Genomic DNA, 17,531 nt, shown 5'->3' on the forward strand with positions numbered 1-17,531 from the left:
TCCGCGTCCGGGCACCCGGCGTTGTTCATCCCGATGGGCCAAGAGGGGCCGACGGCTGTCAGCGGTACTTCGCGAGGAACGCCTTGACGTCCGCCCAGACAGTCGGCTGCGAATTGAGGATGTCGTTGCCATGGGCGGCACCGGAGACCATCTCCAGCTTCTCGCCCCGGGACTTCTTCGCCAGTTTGTCCATCTCCTTGGCGTCGTCGGCGAACTGGCCGTCGCCGTTCGCCGCCACGAAGAGGACGGGCATGGTCAGCTTCGGTACGGCCTCGGTGGCGTCCATGCTGTTGTAGAGACCCGGACCCGAGATCGACACGACCGCCGCGACCTTGGGCTTGATCGTCGAGGCCGCGACCAGCGAGGAGGTGCCTCCCTTGCTGGCCCCCATCAGAATGACCTTCTTCGCGCCGTGGGCCCGCAGCCGTGCGGTGGCGCCCTCGATCTCCGGCACCTCGGATCCGCTGCTGTCGACGGCGAGCACGCGGTAGCCGTCACCGGCGAGTTCGTCGGCGGCCGGGACCCAGGAGCAGACGTCGGTGCCCCGCATGTGCGACAGGACGACCGCGGTGCTGCCGGTGCCCGTCTCGTAGCCGTCGACATCGTTGCCCTCGGTGTCCTTGAAGGTCACCGAGCCCTTGAGCTGCTTGCCGGCCAGACACCCGAAGTCCTTCACCGTGGAGGACGGCGTCGGCGTCGGCGTCGGCGTCGCCGTCCCGGCGGCCTTGTCCCCGCTGTCGCCGTCACCGCAGGCCCCCAGCAACAGCACTCCGGCGCAGGCCAGTCCCGCCGCGGTCCAGCTCGATCGGTTCATGTGTCCCCCCTGACAAGAACTCGCCGCAAGCTAGCCAGTGGACCGCGCTGCGTCAACAGATGCAGCGGCCCGCACGGCGGCACACTCAGCTCTGCGCGGCCGAGGCCGCGGGCTTCGCCTGCGCCGCATGTGATGTGTCGTCAAAAGCCTGCGGTGCACCGGTGATACGTCCCGAGCGGCGCGCCGGTACGAGCAGGGACGCCAGCGCCGCGGCGAGGCAGAGCACCGCCATCAGGGCGAACCCGTGGGTGTAGCCGGAGGCGTGGGGCAGGCCGGAGGGCTGGAGCCGGCCGGTCACCAGGACGCTGGTCACCGCGGCTCCGATGGACCCGCCGATGGTACGGATGTTGGCGTTCATCCCGGTGGCGGCCCCGGTCTGCTCGGGCGGGACACTGCCCACGATCAGGTTGGCCATCGAGGCGAAGGCCAGTCCGATGCCGAGGCCGAACACGCCTGCGGCGAAGGCCACTTGCCACTGCTCGTCGTGCCACACGGCCAGGAAGCCGCAGGCGAACGCGCCGAGCGCGGCACCGCTGGTGAGCAGCTTCTTGGCGCCGAGGACGGGCTCCAGGCGGCCGCTGAGGACACCCGAGAAGAACATCGCGACGAGCATCGGCAGCATGAGCAGCCCCGACGCGGTGACGCTGGCGCCGAAGCCGTACCCGGCGGCGCTGGGCGTCTGTACGAAGCCCGGGAGGAAGGACCAGATCGCGTACATGCCGGCGCCGAAGAGCAGCGCGGCGGTGTTGGTGGTCCACACGGCGGGCAGCCGCATGATGCGCAGGTCGATCAGCGGGGTGCGGGAGCGGGCCTCGGCGAGCAGCCACAGCGCGAAGAGCGCCACGGCAGCGGCGAACAGGCCGATCACCCGTCCGGAGCCCCAGCCCCAGCGGCTCGCCTGGCTGAGCGGCAGCAGCAGTGCGACCAGCCAGGCGGACAGCAGGACGGCGCCGGACCAATTGACGTGCCCCTGGGCCCTGTTGGGCGACTCGGGGACGTAGCGCAGGGCGATCAGCGTGGTCGCTGCGACGACGCCCACGGGGAGCCAGAACAGCCATCGGTAGTCCAGCGCGGACACGATGGGGCCGGCCGCGACGATTCCCACACCGCCTCCGGCGGCGATCACGGCGGACAGGTTGCTGATGCTGTGGCTCACCCGGGACGGGGAGAACTCGTCGCGGATGATGCCGAAGGACAGCGGGAAGAGGGCGCCGCCGATGCCCTGGACGACGCGGGCGACGATCAGTACGCCGATGGTCGGTGCGAGCGCGGCGAGCAGGCAGCCGAGCATCACGGTCACCAGTACGGCGACGAGCGTGCGCTTCTTGCCGATCAGGTCGCCGACCCGGCCGAGGATGGGCGTGAAGACGGAGGCGGACAGCAGGTAGGCCGTCATCACCCAGGTCGCGGTGGACTGCGAGGTGTGCAGCGCGTGCTGCACGGTGGGCAGGGCGGGCGCGATCAGCGACTGGAGCATGGAGAACACGCCTGCACCGGTCGCGAGGACCGCGAAGGTGAGGCGGGTGGAGGTGCGGGGCATGGAAAAGCCTCTCCGGATACGAACGGGGTGCGGCCGTGGTCGTGCGGGCCGCGGTCGTACGGGCTGGGCGGAGCGGGCGGCACGGACGGCCGCAGGGCACCCGGCCCGGTGGGCTCGAAGCGGGGGTACGGGCGCGTCGACGATGCGTGCGGCCGCACGCATCCACGGAGGGACGCACTCCCGACTGGTAAAGTGGAGGTACCCCTCCACTGTAGCGGAGGCATACCTCCACTTCAACCTCGTTCCGGCCCCGGGAGGCAGCAGTGACGGCTCAGCCGTTCCCCGTCAGTGAGATCGTCGCGTCCCAGCGCCCGCACCGGAAGGACGCCGCCCGCAACTACGACGCCCTGCTGGCCGCGGCGCGCGAGGCGTTCGCGGAGAACGGATCAGAGGCGTCCTTGGAGGACGTCGCCCGCCGCGCGGGAGTCGGCATCGGCACCCTTTACCGGAATTTTCCGACCCGCCGCCACCTCTTCGAAAGCGTGTACGCGGACGAGGTGAACGCGCTGTGCCGGTTCGCGCAGGAGGTCGCCGTAAAGGAGCCGTGGGAGGCACTGACCACCTGGCTGCGCCGCTTCACCGACTACATGGTGACCAAGCGGGCCGTACGCGACGCGCTGAGCGACGAGTCGGAGATCTTCCAGGCCTGCCGGGACTCGATGTACCAGGCGGGTGGCCCGCTGTTCGAGCGGGCGCAGCAGGCCGGCCGGGCGCGCGCGGACATGGAGTTCGACGATCTCCTGCGGATGGTCGCCGGCATCACCGCGACGAACTTCCCCACCGACGCCCAGCGCGACCGCGTCCTGGCCGTTGCCCTCGACGGAGTACGCACGGCGGGCTGACCAAGCGCCTGTGCCCCGGGCGTAGTTAGTATCGGGACATACGCGCCGTGCCACTACGGAAACGGATAGCGACTCAAGGGGGTCTTGGAACCGGATGCCGGTCAAGGTCAGCGTGATTGTTCCCGTCTACAACCCGGGTCCGTACATCGAGGACTGCGTCGACTCGCTGCTGCGGCAGTCACTGCCTCCTGACGAGTTCGAGGCGGTCTTCGTGGACGACGGCTCGACCGACGGGACGCCGGCCCGGCTGGACGCACTCGCCGCCGAGCACTCCCACTTCCGGGTCATCCACCAGGAGAACTCCGGCTGGTCGGGCAAGCCCCGCAACGTGGGCATCGCCGCCAGCACGGGTGAGTTCGTCATGTTCGTCGACAACGACGACTACCTCGGCGACGAAGCCCTTGAACGGATGTACGACTACGGCGTGGCCAACGGCGCCGACGTCGTCGTGGGCAAGATGGCCGGCAAGGGCCGCCCGGTTCCGGTGGAGCTCTTCCGGCGCAACCATCCGCGCGCCACCGTCGCGAACACGCCACTGATCGACAGCCTCACCCCGCACAAGATGCTCCGCCGCGCCTTCCTCGACCGCATCGGCCTGCGCTTCCCCGAGGGCCGGCGGCGCCTGGAGGATCACGTCTTCGTCACCGAGGCGTACCTGCGCGCGGACAACGTCTCCGTGCTCAGCGACTACGTCTGCTACTACCACCTCAAGCGGGACGACGCCTCGAACGCGGGCTTCCAGCGCTTCGACCCCGTGGGCTACTTCAAGAACCTCCGCGAGGCCCTCGACGTCGTCGAGCGCTACACCGAACCGGGCCCGGTCCGCGACCGCCTCTACCGGCGCTGGCTGCGCGAGGAGATGGTCCAGCGCATGCGCGGCCGCCGCCTGCTCGCCCTGCCCGAGGACTACCGCAAGGAGCTGTTCGACGAGATCCGCGGGGTCGTCGTCGAGCGCTTCGGCCCCGGCGTCACGGCCGGGCTCCAGGCGACGCAGCGGATCGTCGCCGCCCTGATCGCCGCCGACCGGTTCGACGACGTCGTGGCCTACGCCGAGTGGGAGACCGCCGTCGTACCCAAGGCCGTGCCGGGCACCGTGGAGTGGGCCGACGGCGCGCTCCGGGTCGGCTTCACCGCCGAGTACACCTCCGGCGGGGCGCCGATGACGTTCCCCGCCTCCGGTGCTCCCACCGCCTTGGACGGCCCGCCGGAGGACGTCGCTCAAGCCATCGCCCTGGTCGGTGCGGACGCCGTCGCCCGCTTCGGCAAGGCCACCGCCGACCTGGTGATGCGCGAGCGCTCCAGCTCCGCCCAGTTCTTCCAGCCGGTGGAGATCACCCACGAGACGGTCAAGACGCAGGACGGGCCCGAAGGGCGCGTAAGGCTGGTGCTGCACGCCACCGCCACCGTCGACCCGGCCGTCGCGTCGGGCGGCGCACCGCTCGGCGGCGGCCTCTGGGACGCCTACGTCCGCGTGAAGCTCGGCGGCTGGACCAAGGAATGCCGGCTGGGCCCTGGCTCGCGGCCGGGCCGCACCCTCGGGCACGCCGGAGTCGTCGCGGGCCGCGTGGTCCTGCCGTACTGGACCGCGCACGGCAACTTCTCCCTGGACGTCGACCGGGCGGGCAAGCGCCTCGGCCTCGGCACCCTGGGAGCCGCGGAGATCACGGCTCACGGCGACCGCTTCAGCGCTTCGCTGCCGCTGTACGTCCCCGGTGACACCAAGGCGCTGGTGCGGCTGACCGCCCCCGCGTCCGGGACCTCCGTGGAGGCGACCGGCACGCTGTCCGCCGCCGACGGGCCCGGGGCACTCCTGGAGGCAGCCCTGCCCATGGACGTGCTCAAGGGCACCACCTGGCGGCCCGCGCTGAGCCTCACGCCGGACGCCGGCGAGCCGCGCTTCCTCACCCTGCCGGTCGCCCTGCGAGGCGAGCCGGACGGCGTGCACCTGGTGCTGCCGCCCCGCCCCGGTGTCGTACGGCTGCTGGCCCGCAAGACGCGCCGGACCCTGCGGCGCATGGTCGGCGCGGCGCTCGGGAAGGTGGCCCCCACACTCAAGGCACGACTGCGAAGGAAGGCATGACAGCGTGCGATCACTGGACATCGAAGGCGCCTGGGTACTGGAGCCCAAGGTGTTCCCGGACGACCGGGGCACCTTCCACGAGTGGTACCGCGGCGAGGAGTTCCGTGAGGCCACCGGCTACGACCTGTCGCTGGCCCAGGCCAACTGCTCGGTCTCCCGCCGGGGCGTCCTGCGCGGGGTGCACTTCTCCGACGTGCCGCCCGGGCAGGCCAAGTACGTGACGTGCGTGCGCGGCGCGGTCCTCGACGTGGTGGTCGACATCCGCGTCGGCTCGCCCACCTTCGGGCGCTGGGAGGCGGTGCGGCTGGACGACGACACCCGGCACGCCGTGTTCCTCGCGGAGGGGCTCGGGCACGCGTTCATGGCGCTCACCGACGACGCGACCGTGGCGTACCTGTGCTCGACGGGCTACGCGCCGGGCCGCGAGCACGGGGTGCACCCGCTCGACCCGGAGCTGGCGATCGCCTGGCCGGAGGGCATCGAACCGGTGCTGTCGGAGAAGGACGCGCAGGCGCCGACGCTGGCCGAGGCGGAGCGGTCCGGACTGCTGCCCTCGTACGACGAGTGCTCCGCCTACTACGAGAAGCTGCGCTCCGGACGGCTCGGCGACTGACACCGCACGGAAGGGGCGCCGTCCGACCGGGTACCGGCCGGGCGGCGTCCGACCGCTGAGAGCGGCATCCCGCGCCCCACCACGGCATCCTGGGTCAGGACTTGGCGTATCGCTTCTTCAACGCGCTCCGCTTGTTGGTGCCTTCGGCGTTCCGGCCCTTTTCGATAATCACCAGGTTGTGGTAAAAGTGCACGGCCACGATGTTGAGGTCCGTGTAGCTCGGCTGGTAGTTCTCGTCCACGAATTCCTCGTAATTCAGGCCGTCCGTCAGCCGCTTCAGCATTCCCATGCTGGTGTTCGGGGACTCACGGTCCTCGCTGCCCATCCATTCGGGCCAGTACGACGACTGCGTGTCCTCCACGGCGTAGATGCCACCGTCCTTGAGCCGGGGGAAGAGCGTGGCAAACGTCGTGAGCACGTGCGGGCTGCGGTGGCTGCCGTCGTCGATGATGACGTCGAGGTCGCCGATCTTGTCGGCGACAGCGTTCAGGGACGAGGGGTCGGACTGGTCGCCGATGAACGTCGTGACGCGTTCCTCGTCGACGAATGACTTGTCCTGGATGTCCATTCCGAAGATCTGCGCCTTCGGGAAGAACTGCTTCCACATACGCAGCGATGCCCCACCCTGGCCGGGCCGGTTGTATCCGCCGATCCCGATTTCCAGGAGGTTGAACGAGTCGTTCTTCAAGTGCTGGAGATGGCGCTGGTAGTGCTGGGTGTATCGGTGCGTTCCCCACTTGTCCGTCTTGAAATGCACGGCAAGTTTATTGAGATCGTTGGAGATCGCATCGAGTCCGGTCGGCTTGGCCACCTGGACCGGCTTGCCGGAGAGGCGCCTTTTCAGCCGGCGCAGTACCCGCATGTTCTTCTCGCCCAACACGGACTTCACGGTTGCTCGCATCGACATCGCGGGCACGGTTCCTTTCATAGCGACTTACGGTCGGCAGGCCGCAGGCAGCCGGGGCCTGCGCCGGGCGAACGGGAAGGCCTCGTGCGCCCAAGTGGGCCGTCCCGTCGGGCCCTTGACGAAAACCGTCATGCCGCGTTCACCTGCCATGCGCAGCATCGTAGTGACGAAGTCGGGTCCGTGGACAGCGAACTCCACGGCCGACACCCGATCCGTCCGTCTCCCGGCAGATCACGTGAGATCAGCCGGGAGAGGGCGAACGAACGGGCGCGGATTTCACGAAGCAATCGCCTTGCGGATATGGGGCATTGCCTCCTGCAGGGCGGTACGCCAGTCACGCAGCGGCCGCAGACCGATCTCCGACCACCTGTCGTGCCCGAGGACGCTGTACGCGGGTCGGGGCGCGGGGCGAGGGAAGGCCCCGCTGGTGGTGGGGTGCACGCGTCCCGGGTCCGCGTCGAGGAGCCGGAACACCTCCCGGGCCAGCTCGCACCAGGTCGCCTCGCCGGAGCTGGTGGCATGGAAGACACCGTGCGCGCCCTCGTCCCGGCCGAGCCTCGCACCGAGGTCGGCGACACGGGTGGCGACGTCGGCGCTCCAGGTCGGCTGCCCGCGCTGGTCGTCGACGACGTCGAGGGTGTCACGGCGGGCTTCGAGGTCGATCATCGTGCGGACGAAGTTCCCGCCGTGGACGCCGTACAGCCAGGCGGTGCGCACGACGGCGCTCGCACCGGGGAGTTCCGCGAGCACGGCCCGCTCCCCCGCCAGTTTGGTGCGGCCGTACGCCGTGCGCGGGGCCGGCGGATGGTCCTCCGGGTACGGGGTGCTGCGGGCGTCGCCCGCGAAGACGTAGTCGGTGGAGACATGCACCAGGCGCGCGCCGTGTACGGCACAGGCGCGGGCGACGAGCCGCGGCCCCTCGCCGTTGATCAGCAGCGCCCGCTCCTCGTCGCTCTCGGCGTCGTCGACGGCGGTGTACGCGGCGCAGTTCACGACGAGGTCGGGACGGTGCTCGGTGAATGCCCGGTCGAGTTCCTCCGAACGGGTGATGTCGAGCGCGGTGCGGTCAAGGCCCACGACGTCCTCGCCACGCCCGGCCAGCTCCTCGACGACGTCCCGGCCGAGCATGCCGCCCGCTCCGGTGACGAGCCACCTCATGCGCGCTCCTTGCCCTGCCGCGCGGCGCCACCGTTCTCCTGGTCGACGCGCCGCTTCAGCGGCTCCCACCAGGCCCGGTTGTCCCGGTACCAGGCGACGGTCTCGGCGAGGCCGGCCGTGAAGTCGTGGCGCGGGCGGTAGCCGAGCTCGTCGCGGATCTTGCTCCAGTCGACGGAGTAGCGCAGGTCGTGGCCCTTGCGGTCCTCGACGTGCTCGACGCGGTCCCAGTCCGCCCCGCAGGAGTCGAGGAGCAGGCCGGTGAGTTCCCTGTTGCTCAGCTCGGTACCGCCGCCGATGTTGTACACCTCGCCGGGGCGGCCCGCGGTGCGCACCAGGTCGACGCCCTGGCAGTGGTCCTCGACGTGCAGCCAGTCACGGACGTTCAGGCCCTCGCCGTAGAGCGGGACCTTCTTTCCGTCGAGGAGGTTGCTGATGAAGAGCGGGATGACCTTCTCGGGGAACTGGTGCGGGCCGTAGTTGTTGGAGCAGCGGGTGACCCGCACGTCCAGGCCGTGGGTGCGGTGGTAGGCGAGGGCGAGCAGGTCGGAGGAGGCCTTGGACGCGGAGTACGGGGAGTTGGGCTGCAGCGGGTGCTCCTCCGGCCAGGAGCCGGACTCGATGGAGCCGTAGACCTCGTCGGTGGAGATGTGCACGAAGGGGCCCACCCGGTAGCGCAGGGCCGCGTCCAGCAGTGTCTGCGTGCCCACGACGTTCGTCTGGACGAAGTCGCTCGCGCCCTCGATGGACCGGTCCACATGGGACTCGGCCGCGAAGTGGACCACCTGGTCCGCCTCGGCCATGAGTTTGTCGACCAGTTCGGCGTCGCGGATGTCGCCGCGGACGAACTCCAGGCGGGGGTGGTCGACGGGCAGGTTGTCCAGGGTGCCCGCGTAGGTGAGCTTGTCGAGCACGGTGATACGCGGCGCGTCGGGCGCGTCCGAGGCGAGCAACGAGCGGACGTATGTGGAGCCGATGAACCCGGCTGCGCCGGTGACGAGAAGATTCATGAACGGATGCGCACCTCGCTGTGGTCTCCGAGAACGAGTCGGTGGGCACTGGGAACACCGGGCGCCGGGGTCACCTCGACATGCCGGCCGATCAGCGAGGACTCGATCCTGCCCACCCCGTCGATCGAGGATTCCCGCAGCACGATGGAGAACTCCAGCTCACTGTCCGTGATCCGGCAGTTCTCCGCGATGGAGGTGAAGGGCCCGACGTAGGAGTGGCTGACGACGGTCCCGGCGCCGATGACGACGGGTCCGACGATCCGCGAGTCCGTGATCTTGGCGCCCTCCTCGATCACCACCCGTCCTATGGTCTCGGACGCCTCGTCGACCTCGCCGTCGATGCGGGGCTCCAGGGTCTCCAGGACCGTGCGGTTGACCTCGAGCATGTCGGTGACGTTGCCCGTGTCCTTCCAGTAGCCCTTGATGAGCGTGGAGCGGACGTCGGCGCGGGTGTCGATCAGGTGCTGGATGGCGTGCGTGATCTCCAGCTCGCCGCGCCAGGAGGGCTCGATGGCGCGTACGGCGTCATGGATGACCGGCGTGAACAGGTAGACCCCGACGAGGGCGAGGTCGCTCTTGGGGTGCTCCGGCTTCTCCTCCAGGCCGACCACCTGGCCGGACGGGTCGAGCTCGGCGACACCGAAGGCGCGGGGGTCGGGGACGTGCGTGAGCAGGATCTGCGCATCCGGCCGGTGCCGGCGGAAGTCGTCGACGATGGAGGTTATGCCGCCGATGATGAAGTTGTCACCGAGGTACATCACGAAGTCGTCGTCACCCAGGTAGTCCTGGGCGATCAGCACGGCGTGGGCCAGCCCGAGGGGCCGCTCCTGGGGGATGTAGGTGACCTCCAGACCGAACTTCGATCCGTCGCCGACCGCCTCCTGGATCTCGGCGGCGGTGTCACCGACGATCACACCGACTTCGGTGATTCCCGCCGCCGCGATCGATTCGAGTCCGTAGAACAGCACAGCTTTGTTCGCCACGGGTACGAGCTGTTTGGCCGAGGTATGCGTAATCGGCCTCAAGCGCGTACCGGCGCCACCGGAGAGCACGAGAGCCTTCATTTGGCTCACCCTAGCCGTGATCGTCCAGGACGGACATTGATTGCTCTACTTCTGTGCGATCACGGTCCACCTGGGGCTTCGGCGACGAAATCGTACGGCCTGTCCCGCTGCCGGTGCTCGGGCGGCGGAACAGGCCGGGAACGGGCCGGTGGGATCAGACCGCCGGCGCCGGGTACGTCGGGTACTCCACCCCGGAGACGTGCTGGACGACGCGGACGACCTGGCAGGAGTAGCCGAACTCGTTGTCGTACCAGAGGTAGAGGATCGCGTTGTCGCCGTCGACCTTGGTGGCTCCGGCGTCGACGATCGAGGCGTGGCGCGAGCCGATGAAGTCGCTCGACACCGCGTCGGGGGCGGTGGTGAAGTCGATCTGACGCTTCAGCGGCGAGGTCAGCGACACCTCGCGCAGGTGGTCGAGGACCTCCTCGCGGGTGGTCTCGCGCCCGAGGCGCAGGCTGAGGATCGCGATGGAGACGTCCGGCACCGGGACGCGGATCGAGCTGCCGCTGATGGGCGCCTTGAGGTCGGGCAGCGCCTTGGCGACGGCGGAGGCGGCACCGGTCTCCGTCATGACCATGTTGAGCGGTGCCGAGCGGCCGCGGCGGTCGGCGCTGTGGTAATTGTCCAGCAGGTTCTGGTCGTTGGTGAACGAGTGCACCGTCTCCACGTGACCGCGCAGGACGCCGTACTCGTCCGCCATCGCCTTCAGCGGCGGGACGATCGCGTTGGTCGTGCAGGACGCGCAGGACAGGATCTGCTCGTCCGGCTTGATGGTGTCGTGGTTGACACCGTGCACGATGTTGGGGACGTCGCCCTTGCCGGGCGCGGTCAGCACGACCTTGTCGATGCCGGGGCGCAGGTGCTGCGAAAGACCCTCGCGGTCACGCCACTTGCCGGTGTTGTCGATGAGGATGGCGTCGTTGATGCCGTACGCGGTGTAGTCGACCTCGGAGGGGTCGTTCGCGTAGATCACCTTGATCTCGTTGCCGTTGGCGACGATCGTGCTGTTCGCCTCGTCGACGGTGATCGTGCCCTGGAACTGGCCGTGGATGGAGTCGCGGCGCAGCAGCGAGGCGCGCTTCACGATGTCCTGGTCGCCGCCCTGGCGGACGACGATGGCGCGCAGCCGCAGGCCGTTGCCGGAGCCGGTCTTCTCGATGAGCAGGCGCGCGACGAGGCGGCCGATGCGGCCGAAGCCGTAGAGGACCACGTCGCGCGGCTCACGCCGCTCGATCTTGTTGGCACCCGTGGCACCGGCAACGGCCCTGGCCGTGAACTCCTCGACCGAGAGGCCGTGGTCGTCGGCCTTGTAGGTCGCGGCGAGCATGCCGATGTCGACCTGGGACGGGCCGAGGTCGAGGGTGGTGAGAGCGTTGAGGAACGGCAGTGTCTCGACGACCGAGAGCTCCTCACCGTCGATCTGCCGGGCGAATCGGTGGGTCTTGAGGATGCTGACCACGGACTTGTTCACCAGGGAGCGGCTGTGCAGCAGGACCGTGACGTCCCCCTCCCGGTGCAGCTTCCCGATGATCGGGATCATCGACTCCGCGATCTCCTCGCGGGTCTTCCAGTCGGTGAACGAGTCGTCATTGACAGTCACAGATTTATCTTTCGAGCTAGGCGGCGCTCATATGGTAACCCGGCTTGAATTCGATCCCTCAGGGGGCTCCGAACGGGGGACGCGAGGGGCCGCGCGCCCGCCCGGGCAGACCCGGCACAGCGGTAGCACCCGTACCGCTTCGCTTCGGTCACACACATTTTCGCCACAGAATCGTGCAACCTTCTTCACCCGTTCGCTGTCCGCTCTATGTACCCACGCCCACTGAGGAGCAAGAGCGCCACGTGAACCCCTACACCACCCCCGCCCCGTCCCGACCCTGGTGGAGAACCACGCCGGCCGTGCTCGGCCTCCTCGCCCTGGTCGCCGTGCTCGGGGCGTTCAGCTTCGCCCTCGGTTTCTTCGTGATGATCGCCGCCATGGTGGCGGTGTGGATGCTGTCGCCGTGGCGCCGGTTCGCCAAGATCGGCGCGATGGTGGGGGCCTTCGTGCTCCTGACGATCGGCGCGGGCCTCGGCGGACAGCTCGACGACAGCGGCAAGGACAAGTCCGACGCCAAGGCGGGGGCGGAGGACAAGGGCCATGTGAGCGCCAAGGTCGCCGCGTCCCCGACCGCCGCCAAGCCCCTCAAGGCCGCCGACTACTCCGGCAAGCCGCTGGACGAGTCGGAGAAGCAGGCGCGGTCCGCCGGATTCACCACGGCTCGCCATGACGCGGCCGAGGACGATCGCACGATCGTCCTGCGCTCCGGATGGACGGTGTGTTTCCAGAAGGCCGACGGAGCCGCGAAGACCATCGACTTCGCGGCCGTCAAGACGGGCGAGCCGTGCCCCGAGAAGGACGGCGGCCCGCTCCCGTGGCCGACGATGCCCAAGGTCGTGGGAGCCACCTACAACACGGCCGTCAAGGATCTGAAGCGGGCCGGCATCGACCTCGACCTCGTCACGCTCGACGACGTCTACCTCGACCTGGATGCTCCCACCGCCAAGGAGGCCGCCGAGGACGGCGACGAGTGGCGGGTGTGCTTCCAGTCCCCGGGCAAGGAAGCAGAGGTCGCTTCCAGCACCACGATCGAGCTCGACCTGGGCCGGTGGACCGACGCCGACCTCGTCAAGAAGTGCCCGGCGTCGAAGGACACGACGTACAAGATCCCGGCCAACGATCCCGACTACGACAGCGGCGACAGCAACAGCACGACCGGGGGCGGCAGTTCGACCGGCGGCTCGTCGTCCTCGTCCGGCGGCTCTTCCTCCGGCGGCAGCAGCGTCGGCACCGTGCACCCCGGCTCGTTCTGCTCTCCGCAGGGAGCGACCGGCGTCACCACGAAGGGAACCCCCATGGTCTGCGGCCCCGGCTCCGACGGCCGCAACCGCTGGCACTCCGCCTGACGCCGCACGTTCCCCATCACACCGGTATCCCGGCGGCGCGCGCGACAGCGCCGCCGCCGGGACGCCGTCCGCTCAGCCCTCGGCCACGAACCCCACGAACCCCGACCATCCTTCGCGCCCGACAGCGAAGTGAGGGCGTGTCACATCCTTGGAGTCCCGTACGTGGACGGCCTGTTCGGTGACGGCGACCTCCACGCAGTCGTCGCCCTGGGTGCCGCTGTAGGTGGACTTGAACCAGGCGAGTTCCGTCGTGCTCATAGCTCTCCTCGCAGTCGCTCCAGCAGACCCCTCGAATCTTTGGGGTTCAGGGCCTGCGAGCGCAGTGTGTCATAGCACTGATAGAGGAGGCTCACCTCTTTCGCGTCGGTGATGAGACGGCCGTTCTGCTGCCCTTCGGAGTACGCGAGCCGCCGCCGCTCCGGCGTCTCCAGAAGCCGCACCGGACCATCCAGGCAGGCATGGAACTCGGCGTCCAGCGGCATGACTTGGAGCGTCACATTGCGTGGGGCGGTCAGTTCCAGCACGTGGTCGAGCAGTCCCCGAGTCACCTCGCGCCCACCGAGCCCTCGGCGCAGCAGGTGCTCCTCGACGATGAAGCTGAACGGTACGTTCGGCCGCTCGCCGAGCATCCTCTGCCGCTCCAGCCTCGCGGCGACCTGGGCCTCCAACTGCCCGTCCGACAACGGAGGAATGCTGTTGTCGAACACCGCCCGCGCATACTCCTCCGACTGCAGCAGCCCCGGCACCAGCCTGCACTCGTACGTACACAGGCTGACCGCCACCTTCTCCAGCCGGGCCCACCGCCGGAACCAGGCCGCGAGCCCCGGCTCGCCCCGCGTCAGATGGGCCGCCGCCTTCCGCAGCGCACCCGTGTTCCCGAGCGCTTCCTCCGCCCGCTCGACGAACGACTCGTCGGGCATGCGGCGCCCCAACTCCACGGACTCCACGGTGTGTTTGGAGAACTGCACGCGCGCCCCGAACTCGACCCGGCTGAACCCCGCGTGCTCGCGGAGGGCCTGGACGACGGCCCCGAAGGTCCGCAGACTGTCGGAGGGATCCGGCTCACGCTCCCACTCCCCAGCCGTCACGTCAGTACTGTCCGTGCTGTCCGTCATACGCGGCCACCTCCAGGTGCGTACGTACTGCGCTGCGTCCCCGCGCTCAACAGCACCCACAGTGACGGCAAGATCGACGTACTGTCCACACAACGTGCCCGTACGCTGACGCAGCGTACGGGCCGCGCTTCTGGCACACGCACCCGCACGCCCGCCACGGTGGCCCCATGAACGCCACCACTCCCCAACTCCCCGCCACCGCACACACGTTCGCGCAGCGCCTGTCCTCCACCCGTCGCGGCGCCCGCCTCGCCCGGCTCCTCGCGGCCGAACACCTCCGCGCCTGGCCGGTGCCACCCGGCGTGACCGAACGAGCCGAGCAGATCGTCGCCGAACTGGCTGCCAACGCGGCCCTGCACGGCCGCGTGGACGGCCGCGACTTCAAGCTCGCCCTCGCACTCGTGGCGACGACCGGCACACTCCACATCGCCGTCACCGACGCACGCGGCGAGCAACTCCCGTGCCTCTCAATGGACTTCGAAGCTCCCCCGGACAGCGAGTCGGGCCGCGGCCTCCTCCTGGTCGCCGCCCTTGCCGACCGCTGGGGTGTCGAGCCGTACCCCCCGAGCGGCAAGATCGTCTGGGCCGAACTCGACGTCGAGGGCCGGTGATTGGGCCGGCGGGAAGAAGGGAAGGGGGCGTTCGTGAGGATCGGGTCCAAGAAGCGGTCTGGACGTGTCGCTGTCATCGGAGTGGGCGTTCTCGGAGCCTGCGTGGGCTGGAACCTGTCCCGGCACGGCGCCGACGTGGTCCTCATCGACGCGCAGCGGCCGGGCGAAGGCGTCACCGACTGGTCCTTCTCGTGGGTCAACGCCAGCAACAAGACCGTGCGCAGGTCCTACTTCGACCTCAACGTCGCGGGCATGGCGGCGCACCGTGAGCTCGCCGGGACCATCGGGCCGGACTCGTGGTGGTATCCCGGCGGCCACCTGCGCTGGACCGACGATCCCGCGGCGGAGGCGAACCTCCTGGAGAGGGCCGAGCTGCTGGCCGGCTGGGGCTACCGGGTCGAGATGAGCACAGGGGCCGAGGTGAGAGGCCGCCTCGAACCTGCTCTCGCGATGCCCGACGAGGTTCCGGTCGTCCTCTACCCCGACGAAGCCTGGGTGCACGGACGTCGCCTCGTCGACCGGCTGGTCGGCCGGGCCGTCGCGTCCGGCGCCGAGCTCCGACCCGGCACCGCGGTCCGTGACATCGGCACCGGCGGCGACGGAAGCGTCCGGACGGTTGCTCTCTCCGACGGGAGCCGTCTCGACGTCGACATCGTCGTGAACGCGGCGGGGCCCGACGCCTCCCATGTCGCCGGGCTCGTCGCACGGGACCTGCCGATGCGCCGGGAACCCGGCGTGATCACCCGGATCGACTGCGCTGAGGTCCCGGTTCACCGGGCCATGCACGCGCCTCACATCGAGATCCGTCCCGACGGAGACGCATCGATGGTCCTCCACAGCCGCGAGATCGACGCACTCATCGACACCGGCGCAGAGCCGGCGGAACTCGCACGGCTGCTCCACGCATCGGCGCGGAGCGTCGTTCCCGCGCTCGACAGCGCCCGTATCGCACGGACACGGGTGGCGAACCGGCCGATCCCGGCCGACGGATTTCCCTCGGTGGGAGCGGTGCCGTCCGTGCCGGGCTACTACGAGGCCGTCTCCCACAGCGGCATCACGCTCGGGCCGGTCATCGGCCGGCTGCTCGCCGCGGAGATCGTCAGCGGACGGAGGGACGAGTTGCTCGCGGACTTCCGCCCGGAGCGGTTCGCCCCGTGACACCCCGCTCCTGAAGCGCCCTCGATCATTGCCGTGCGCGCCACGTCGCCGGCACCGAACCTCTCCTTTCCCATACGCCCCTTCAGCCTCATCAGATCTCATACAACCCTTCAGCCTCGTCAGAGGTCTTCTCTGAGCCCGCACGTATGTCCTGGAGAGGAATCCATGCCCCGGCCCCATCACAAGCGTTCCCGGCGTCCCGTCGTCCTGGGCGCCACCGTCGTCGCGGCCGCCCTGGCCGGTGGCCTGCTCATCACCCTGCCCGGCGGCGCGAGTGCCGCCCCCTCGGGCCTCGCCGACGACTTCAACGGTGACGGTTACCGCGACCTGGCGACCGGCGCTCCGGGTGCCGTCGCGGGCGGCAGGGCGAAGGCGGGCGCCGTGGTCGTCAACTACGGCTCGTCGAGCGGTATCAGCGCCGCGCGCCACAAGACCACATCGCAGAACTCCTCCGGCGTACCGGGCACCGCGGAGACCTCCGACCGCTTCGGCACCGAACTCGCCCACGGCGACCTCAACAACGACGGCTACGGCGATCTCGTCGTGGGCACACCGCTGGAGGACGTCAGCGGCGATGTCGACGGCGGTTCCGTCACCGTCCTGTGGGGCGGTTCGTCCGGTCTGTCGGGCGGCACGTCGATCAGCGACCCGAACGCCTCGGGCCACGACCGGTTCGGCCAGTCCCTCGCGGTCGGCGACTTCACCGGTGACGGGAAGTCCGATCTGGCGGTCGGTTCCACCGGCAAGGACGTCTGGATCTTCAAGGGCGGCTTCACCAAGTCCGGCGGCGCGGCCGGGAAGCTGCGCTTCGACGCGCAGATCCAGTCCGGCGCGTACCCCATGGGCGCCGTCCACCTCGCCGCCGGAGACTTCGACGAGGACGGGAAGGACGACCTGGTGGTGGGGTCCTCCGCGGGCAACTTCGTCTATCGCGGCGCCTCGACCGGGCCCACGCTGCAGACCGAGGCGGGCGAAGGGTACGCGGACGCGCTCACCGTGGCCGACTTCGACCACGACGGGCACGACGACCTGGTCGTCGGCTCCGACTCCCTCGCCGACACGAACCAGACGGCGAAGGGCGGTTACGTCACCGTGTTCTACGGCGGCACGGCCGGCGTCGACACCGCGCGCAGCGGCGTCTTCACCCAGGACACCGCGGGTGTGCCGGGAGCGGACGAGTCCGACGACTCGTTCGGCAGCGCACTCGCCGCGGGCGACGTCAACGGTGACGGCTACCCGGACCTCGCCGTCGGCGCGAACTTCGAGTCCGTCGGCTCCGCGAGCCACACCGGCAGCGTCTGGGTGCTGCGCGGCGGCTCCTCCGGCCTGACCGGGACCGGCGCCCAGTCCTTCAACCAGGGCACCTCGGGTGTGCCGGGCTCCAACGAGTCGTCGGACTTGTTCGGCGACGCCGTCCACCTCGCCGACCACAACAAGGACGGCCGCGCCGACCTGTCGGTGGGCGCGGGCGGCGAGAACAGCGACGACGGCGCCGTCTGGGTCCTGCGCGGCGCCACCGGAGGCGTCACGACCACCGGCGCGGTGAGCTTCGGCGTGTCATCCGTGGGCATCGGGAACTCGGGGGACGACCCCATGTTCGGGCACAACATGTCGGGCTCCTGAACACGGAGACAGACAACGGGGGAGGGGCGGCACCGGAGGACTCCGGTGCCGCC

Annotated in this window: 16 protein-coding genes; 7 read left to right on the forward strand and 9 right to left on the reverse strand. The window is 69.7% G+C overall.

What is annotated here, in order from left to right; translation table 11 throughout:
• Positions 1 to 58 precede the first annotated feature (58 nt).
• Entirely contained in the window at positions 59 to 814 is a 756-nt protein-coding gene (locus tag ABZS97_RS17555; RefSeq protein WP_356138661.1) for a hypothetical protein, read from the reverse strand.
• A gap of 85 nt (positions 815 to 899) precedes the next feature.
• Complete coding sequence (locus ABZS97_RS17560) at positions 900 to 2,354, reverse strand: MFS transporter (protein WP_356138663.1); 1,455 nt, start codon at positions 2,352 to 2,354, stop codon at positions 900 to 902.
• Between the two features lie 263 nt (positions 2,355 to 2,617).
• On the opposite strand from ABZS97_RS17560, the gene ABZS97_RS17565 reads away from it, so the two are divergent.
• The 3 genes from ABZS97_RS17565 (at position 2,618) to rfbC (ending at position 5,889) form a co-directional block, all read left to right on the forward strand.
• Positions 2,618 to 3,196 (forward strand): helix-turn-helix domain-containing protein, encoded by a 579-nt coding sequence (locus tag ABZS97_RS17565; RefSeq protein ID WP_356138665.1) that lies wholly within the window; start codon positions 2,618 to 2,620, stop codon positions 3,194 to 3,196.
• A 94-nt stretch (positions 3,197 to 3,290) separates the two neighbouring features.
• The gene (locus ABZS97_RS17570) at positions 3,291 to 5,276 is read left to right on the forward strand and encodes a glycosyltransferase family 2 protein (protein WP_356138668.1); all 1,986 of its coding nucleotides are present in this window, start codon (positions 3,291 to 3,293) and stop codon (positions 5,274 to 5,276) included.
• Between the two features lie 4 nt (positions 5,277 to 5,280).
• Entirely contained in the window at positions 5,281 to 5,889 is a 609-nt protein-coding gene (gene rfbC, locus ABZS97_RS17575; protein WP_356138670.1) for a dTDP-4-dehydrorhamnose 3,5-epimerase, read from the forward strand.
• A 94-nt stretch (positions 5,890 to 5,983) separates the two neighbouring features.
• Here rfbC and ABZS97_RS17580 read toward each other — a convergent pair whose 3' ends face one another.
• The 5 genes from ABZS97_RS17580 to ABZS97_RS17600 form a co-directional block, all read right to left on the reverse strand.
• Positions 5,984 to 6,796 carry a class I SAM-dependent methyltransferase gene (locus ABZS97_RS17580; protein WP_356138672.1) on the reverse strand — a complete coding sequence of 271 codons (813 nt, stop codon included), beginning with the start codon at positions 6,794 to 6,796 and terminating at the stop codon, positions 5,984 to 5,986.
• A 276-nt stretch (positions 6,797 to 7,072) separates the two neighbouring features.
• Complete coding sequence (gene rfbD, locus ABZS97_RS17585) at positions 7,073 to 7,954, reverse strand: dTDP-4-dehydrorhamnose reductase (RefSeq protein WP_356138674.1); 882 nt, start codon at positions 7,952 to 7,954, stop codon at positions 7,073 to 7,075.
• Positions 7,951 to 8,961 carry a dTDP-glucose 4,6-dehydratase gene (gene rfbB, locus ABZS97_RS17590; RefSeq protein WP_356138677.1) on the reverse strand — a complete coding sequence of 337 codons (1,011 nt, stop codon included), beginning with the start codon at positions 8,959 to 8,961 and terminating at the stop codon, positions 7,951 to 7,953. Before rfbB ends, rfbD begins: the two co-directional genes overlap by 4 nt.
• Positions 8,958 to 10,025, reverse strand: a complete 1,068-nt coding sequence (locus ABZS97_RS17595; RefSeq protein ID WP_356138679.1) for a glucose-1-phosphate thymidylyltransferase — start codon at positions 10,023 to 10,025, stop codon at positions 8,958 to 8,960. Before ABZS97_RS17595 ends, rfbB begins: the two co-directional genes overlap by 4 nt.
• 154 nt (positions 10,026 to 10,179) lie before the next feature.
• A complete protein-coding gene (locus ABZS97_RS17600; protein WP_356138681.1) occupies positions 10,180 to 11,625 on the reverse strand; it encodes a glyceraldehyde-3-phosphate dehydrogenase in 1,446 nt (481 codons plus the stop codon).
• A gap of 242 nt (positions 11,626 to 11,867) precedes the next feature.
• Between ABZS97_RS17600 and ABZS97_RS17605 the strand changes: the two genes are divergently transcribed.
• Positions 11,868 to 12,971, forward strand: a complete 1,104-nt coding sequence (locus ABZS97_RS17605) for a hypothetical protein (protein ID WP_356138683.1) — start codon at positions 11,868 to 11,870, stop codon at positions 12,969 to 12,971.
• A 72-nt stretch (positions 12,972 to 13,043) separates the two neighbouring features.
• Here the strand turns inward: ABZS97_RS17605 and ABZS97_RS17610 are convergent, their stop codons facing one another.
• Together ABZS97_RS17610 and ABZS97_RS17615 are read right to left on the reverse strand one after the other, a co-directional pair.
• A complete protein-coding gene (locus tag ABZS97_RS17610; protein ID WP_356138685.1) occupies positions 13,044 to 13,229 on the reverse strand; it encodes a DUF397 domain-containing protein in 186 nt (61 codons plus the stop codon).
• Positions 13,226 to 14,086 (reverse strand): helix-turn-helix transcriptional regulator, encoded by an 861-nt coding sequence (locus ABZS97_RS17615; RefSeq protein ID WP_356138688.1) that lies wholly within the window; start codon positions 14,084 to 14,086, stop codon positions 13,226 to 13,228. Before ABZS97_RS17615 ends, ABZS97_RS17610 begins: the two co-directional genes overlap by 4 nt.
• A 167-nt stretch (positions 14,087 to 14,253) precedes the next feature.
• Between ABZS97_RS17615 and ABZS97_RS17620 the strand changes: the two genes are divergently transcribed.
• From ABZS97_RS17620 to ABZS97_RS17630, 3 genes are all read left to right on the forward strand, one after another.
• Positions 14,254 to 14,697, forward strand: a complete 444-nt coding sequence (locus ABZS97_RS17620; protein WP_356138693.1) for an ATP-binding protein — start codon at positions 14,254 to 14,256, stop codon at positions 14,695 to 14,697.
• A gap of 33 nt (positions 14,698 to 14,730) precedes the next feature.
• The gene (locus tag ABZS97_RS17625; protein ID WP_356138695.1) at positions 14,731 to 15,855 is read left to right on the forward strand and encodes an FAD-dependent oxidoreductase; all 1,125 of its coding nucleotides are present in this window, start codon (positions 14,731 to 14,733) and stop codon (positions 15,853 to 15,855) included.
• A 165-nt stretch (positions 15,856 to 16,020) separates the two neighbouring features.
• The gene (locus ABZS97_RS17630) at positions 16,021 to 17,478 is read left to right on the forward strand and encodes an FG-GAP-like repeat-containing protein (protein WP_356138697.1); all 1,458 of its coding nucleotides are present in this window, start codon (positions 16,021 to 16,023) and stop codon (positions 17,476 to 17,478) included.
• Positions 17,479 to 17,531: the final 53 nt, after the last annotated feature.

Origin of the sequence: Streptomyces sp. NPDC005485 (genome assembly GCF_040606085.1) — a bacterium.
In the GTDB taxonomy this organism is placed as follows: domain Bacteria; phylum Actinomycetota; class Actinomycetes; order Streptomycetales; family Streptomycetaceae; genus Streptomyces.

What these genes read in the sequence shown, in the direction of transcription:
- ABZS97_RS17555 (WP_356138661.1), bottom strand. Translation starts at nt 814, where the DNA reads ATGAACCGATCGAGCTGGACCGCGGCGGGACTGGCCTGCGCCGGAGTG.
- ABZS97_RS17560 (WP_356138663.1), bottom strand. Translation starts at nt 2,354, where the DNA reads ATGCCCCGCACCTCCACCCGCCTCACCTTCGCGGTCCTCGCGACCGGT.
- ABZS97_RS17570 (WP_356138668.1), top strand. Translation starts at nt 3,291, where the DNA reads ATGCCGGTCAAGGTCAGCGTGATTGTTCCCGTCTACAACCCGGGTCCG.
- ABZS97_RS17580 (WP_356138672.1), bottom strand. Translation starts at nt 6,796, where the DNA reads ATGTCGATGCGAGCAACCGTGAAGTCCGTGTTGGGCGAGAAGAACATG.
- rfbD (WP_356138674.1), bottom strand. Translation starts at nt 7,954, where the DNA reads ATGAGGTGGCTCGTCACCGGAGCGGGCGGCATGCTCGGCCGGGACGTC.
- rfbB (WP_356138677.1), bottom strand. Translation starts at nt 8,961, where the DNA reads ATGAATCTTCTCGTCACCGGCGCAGCCGGGTTCATCGGCTCCACATAC.
- ABZS97_RS17595 (WP_356138679.1), bottom strand. Translation starts at nt 10,025, where the DNA reads ATGAAGGCTCTCGTGCTCTCCGGTGGCGCCGGTACGCGCTTGAGGCCG.
- ABZS97_RS17610 (WP_356138685.1), bottom strand. Translation starts at nt 13,229, where the DNA reads ATGAGCACGACGGAACTCGCCTGGTTCAAGTCCACCTACAGCGGCACC.
- ABZS97_RS17615 (WP_356138688.1), bottom strand. Translation starts at nt 14,086, where the DNA reads ATGACGGACAGCACGGACAGTACTGACGTGACGGCTGGGGAGTGGGAG.
- ABZS97_RS17620 (WP_356138693.1), top strand. Translation starts at nt 14,254, where the DNA reads ATGAACGCCACCACTCCCCAACTCCCCGCCACCGCACACACGTTCGCG.
- ABZS97_RS17630 (WP_356138697.1), top strand. Translation starts at nt 16,021, where the DNA reads ATGCCCCGGCCCCATCACAAGCGTTCCCGGCGTCCCGTCGTCCTGGGC.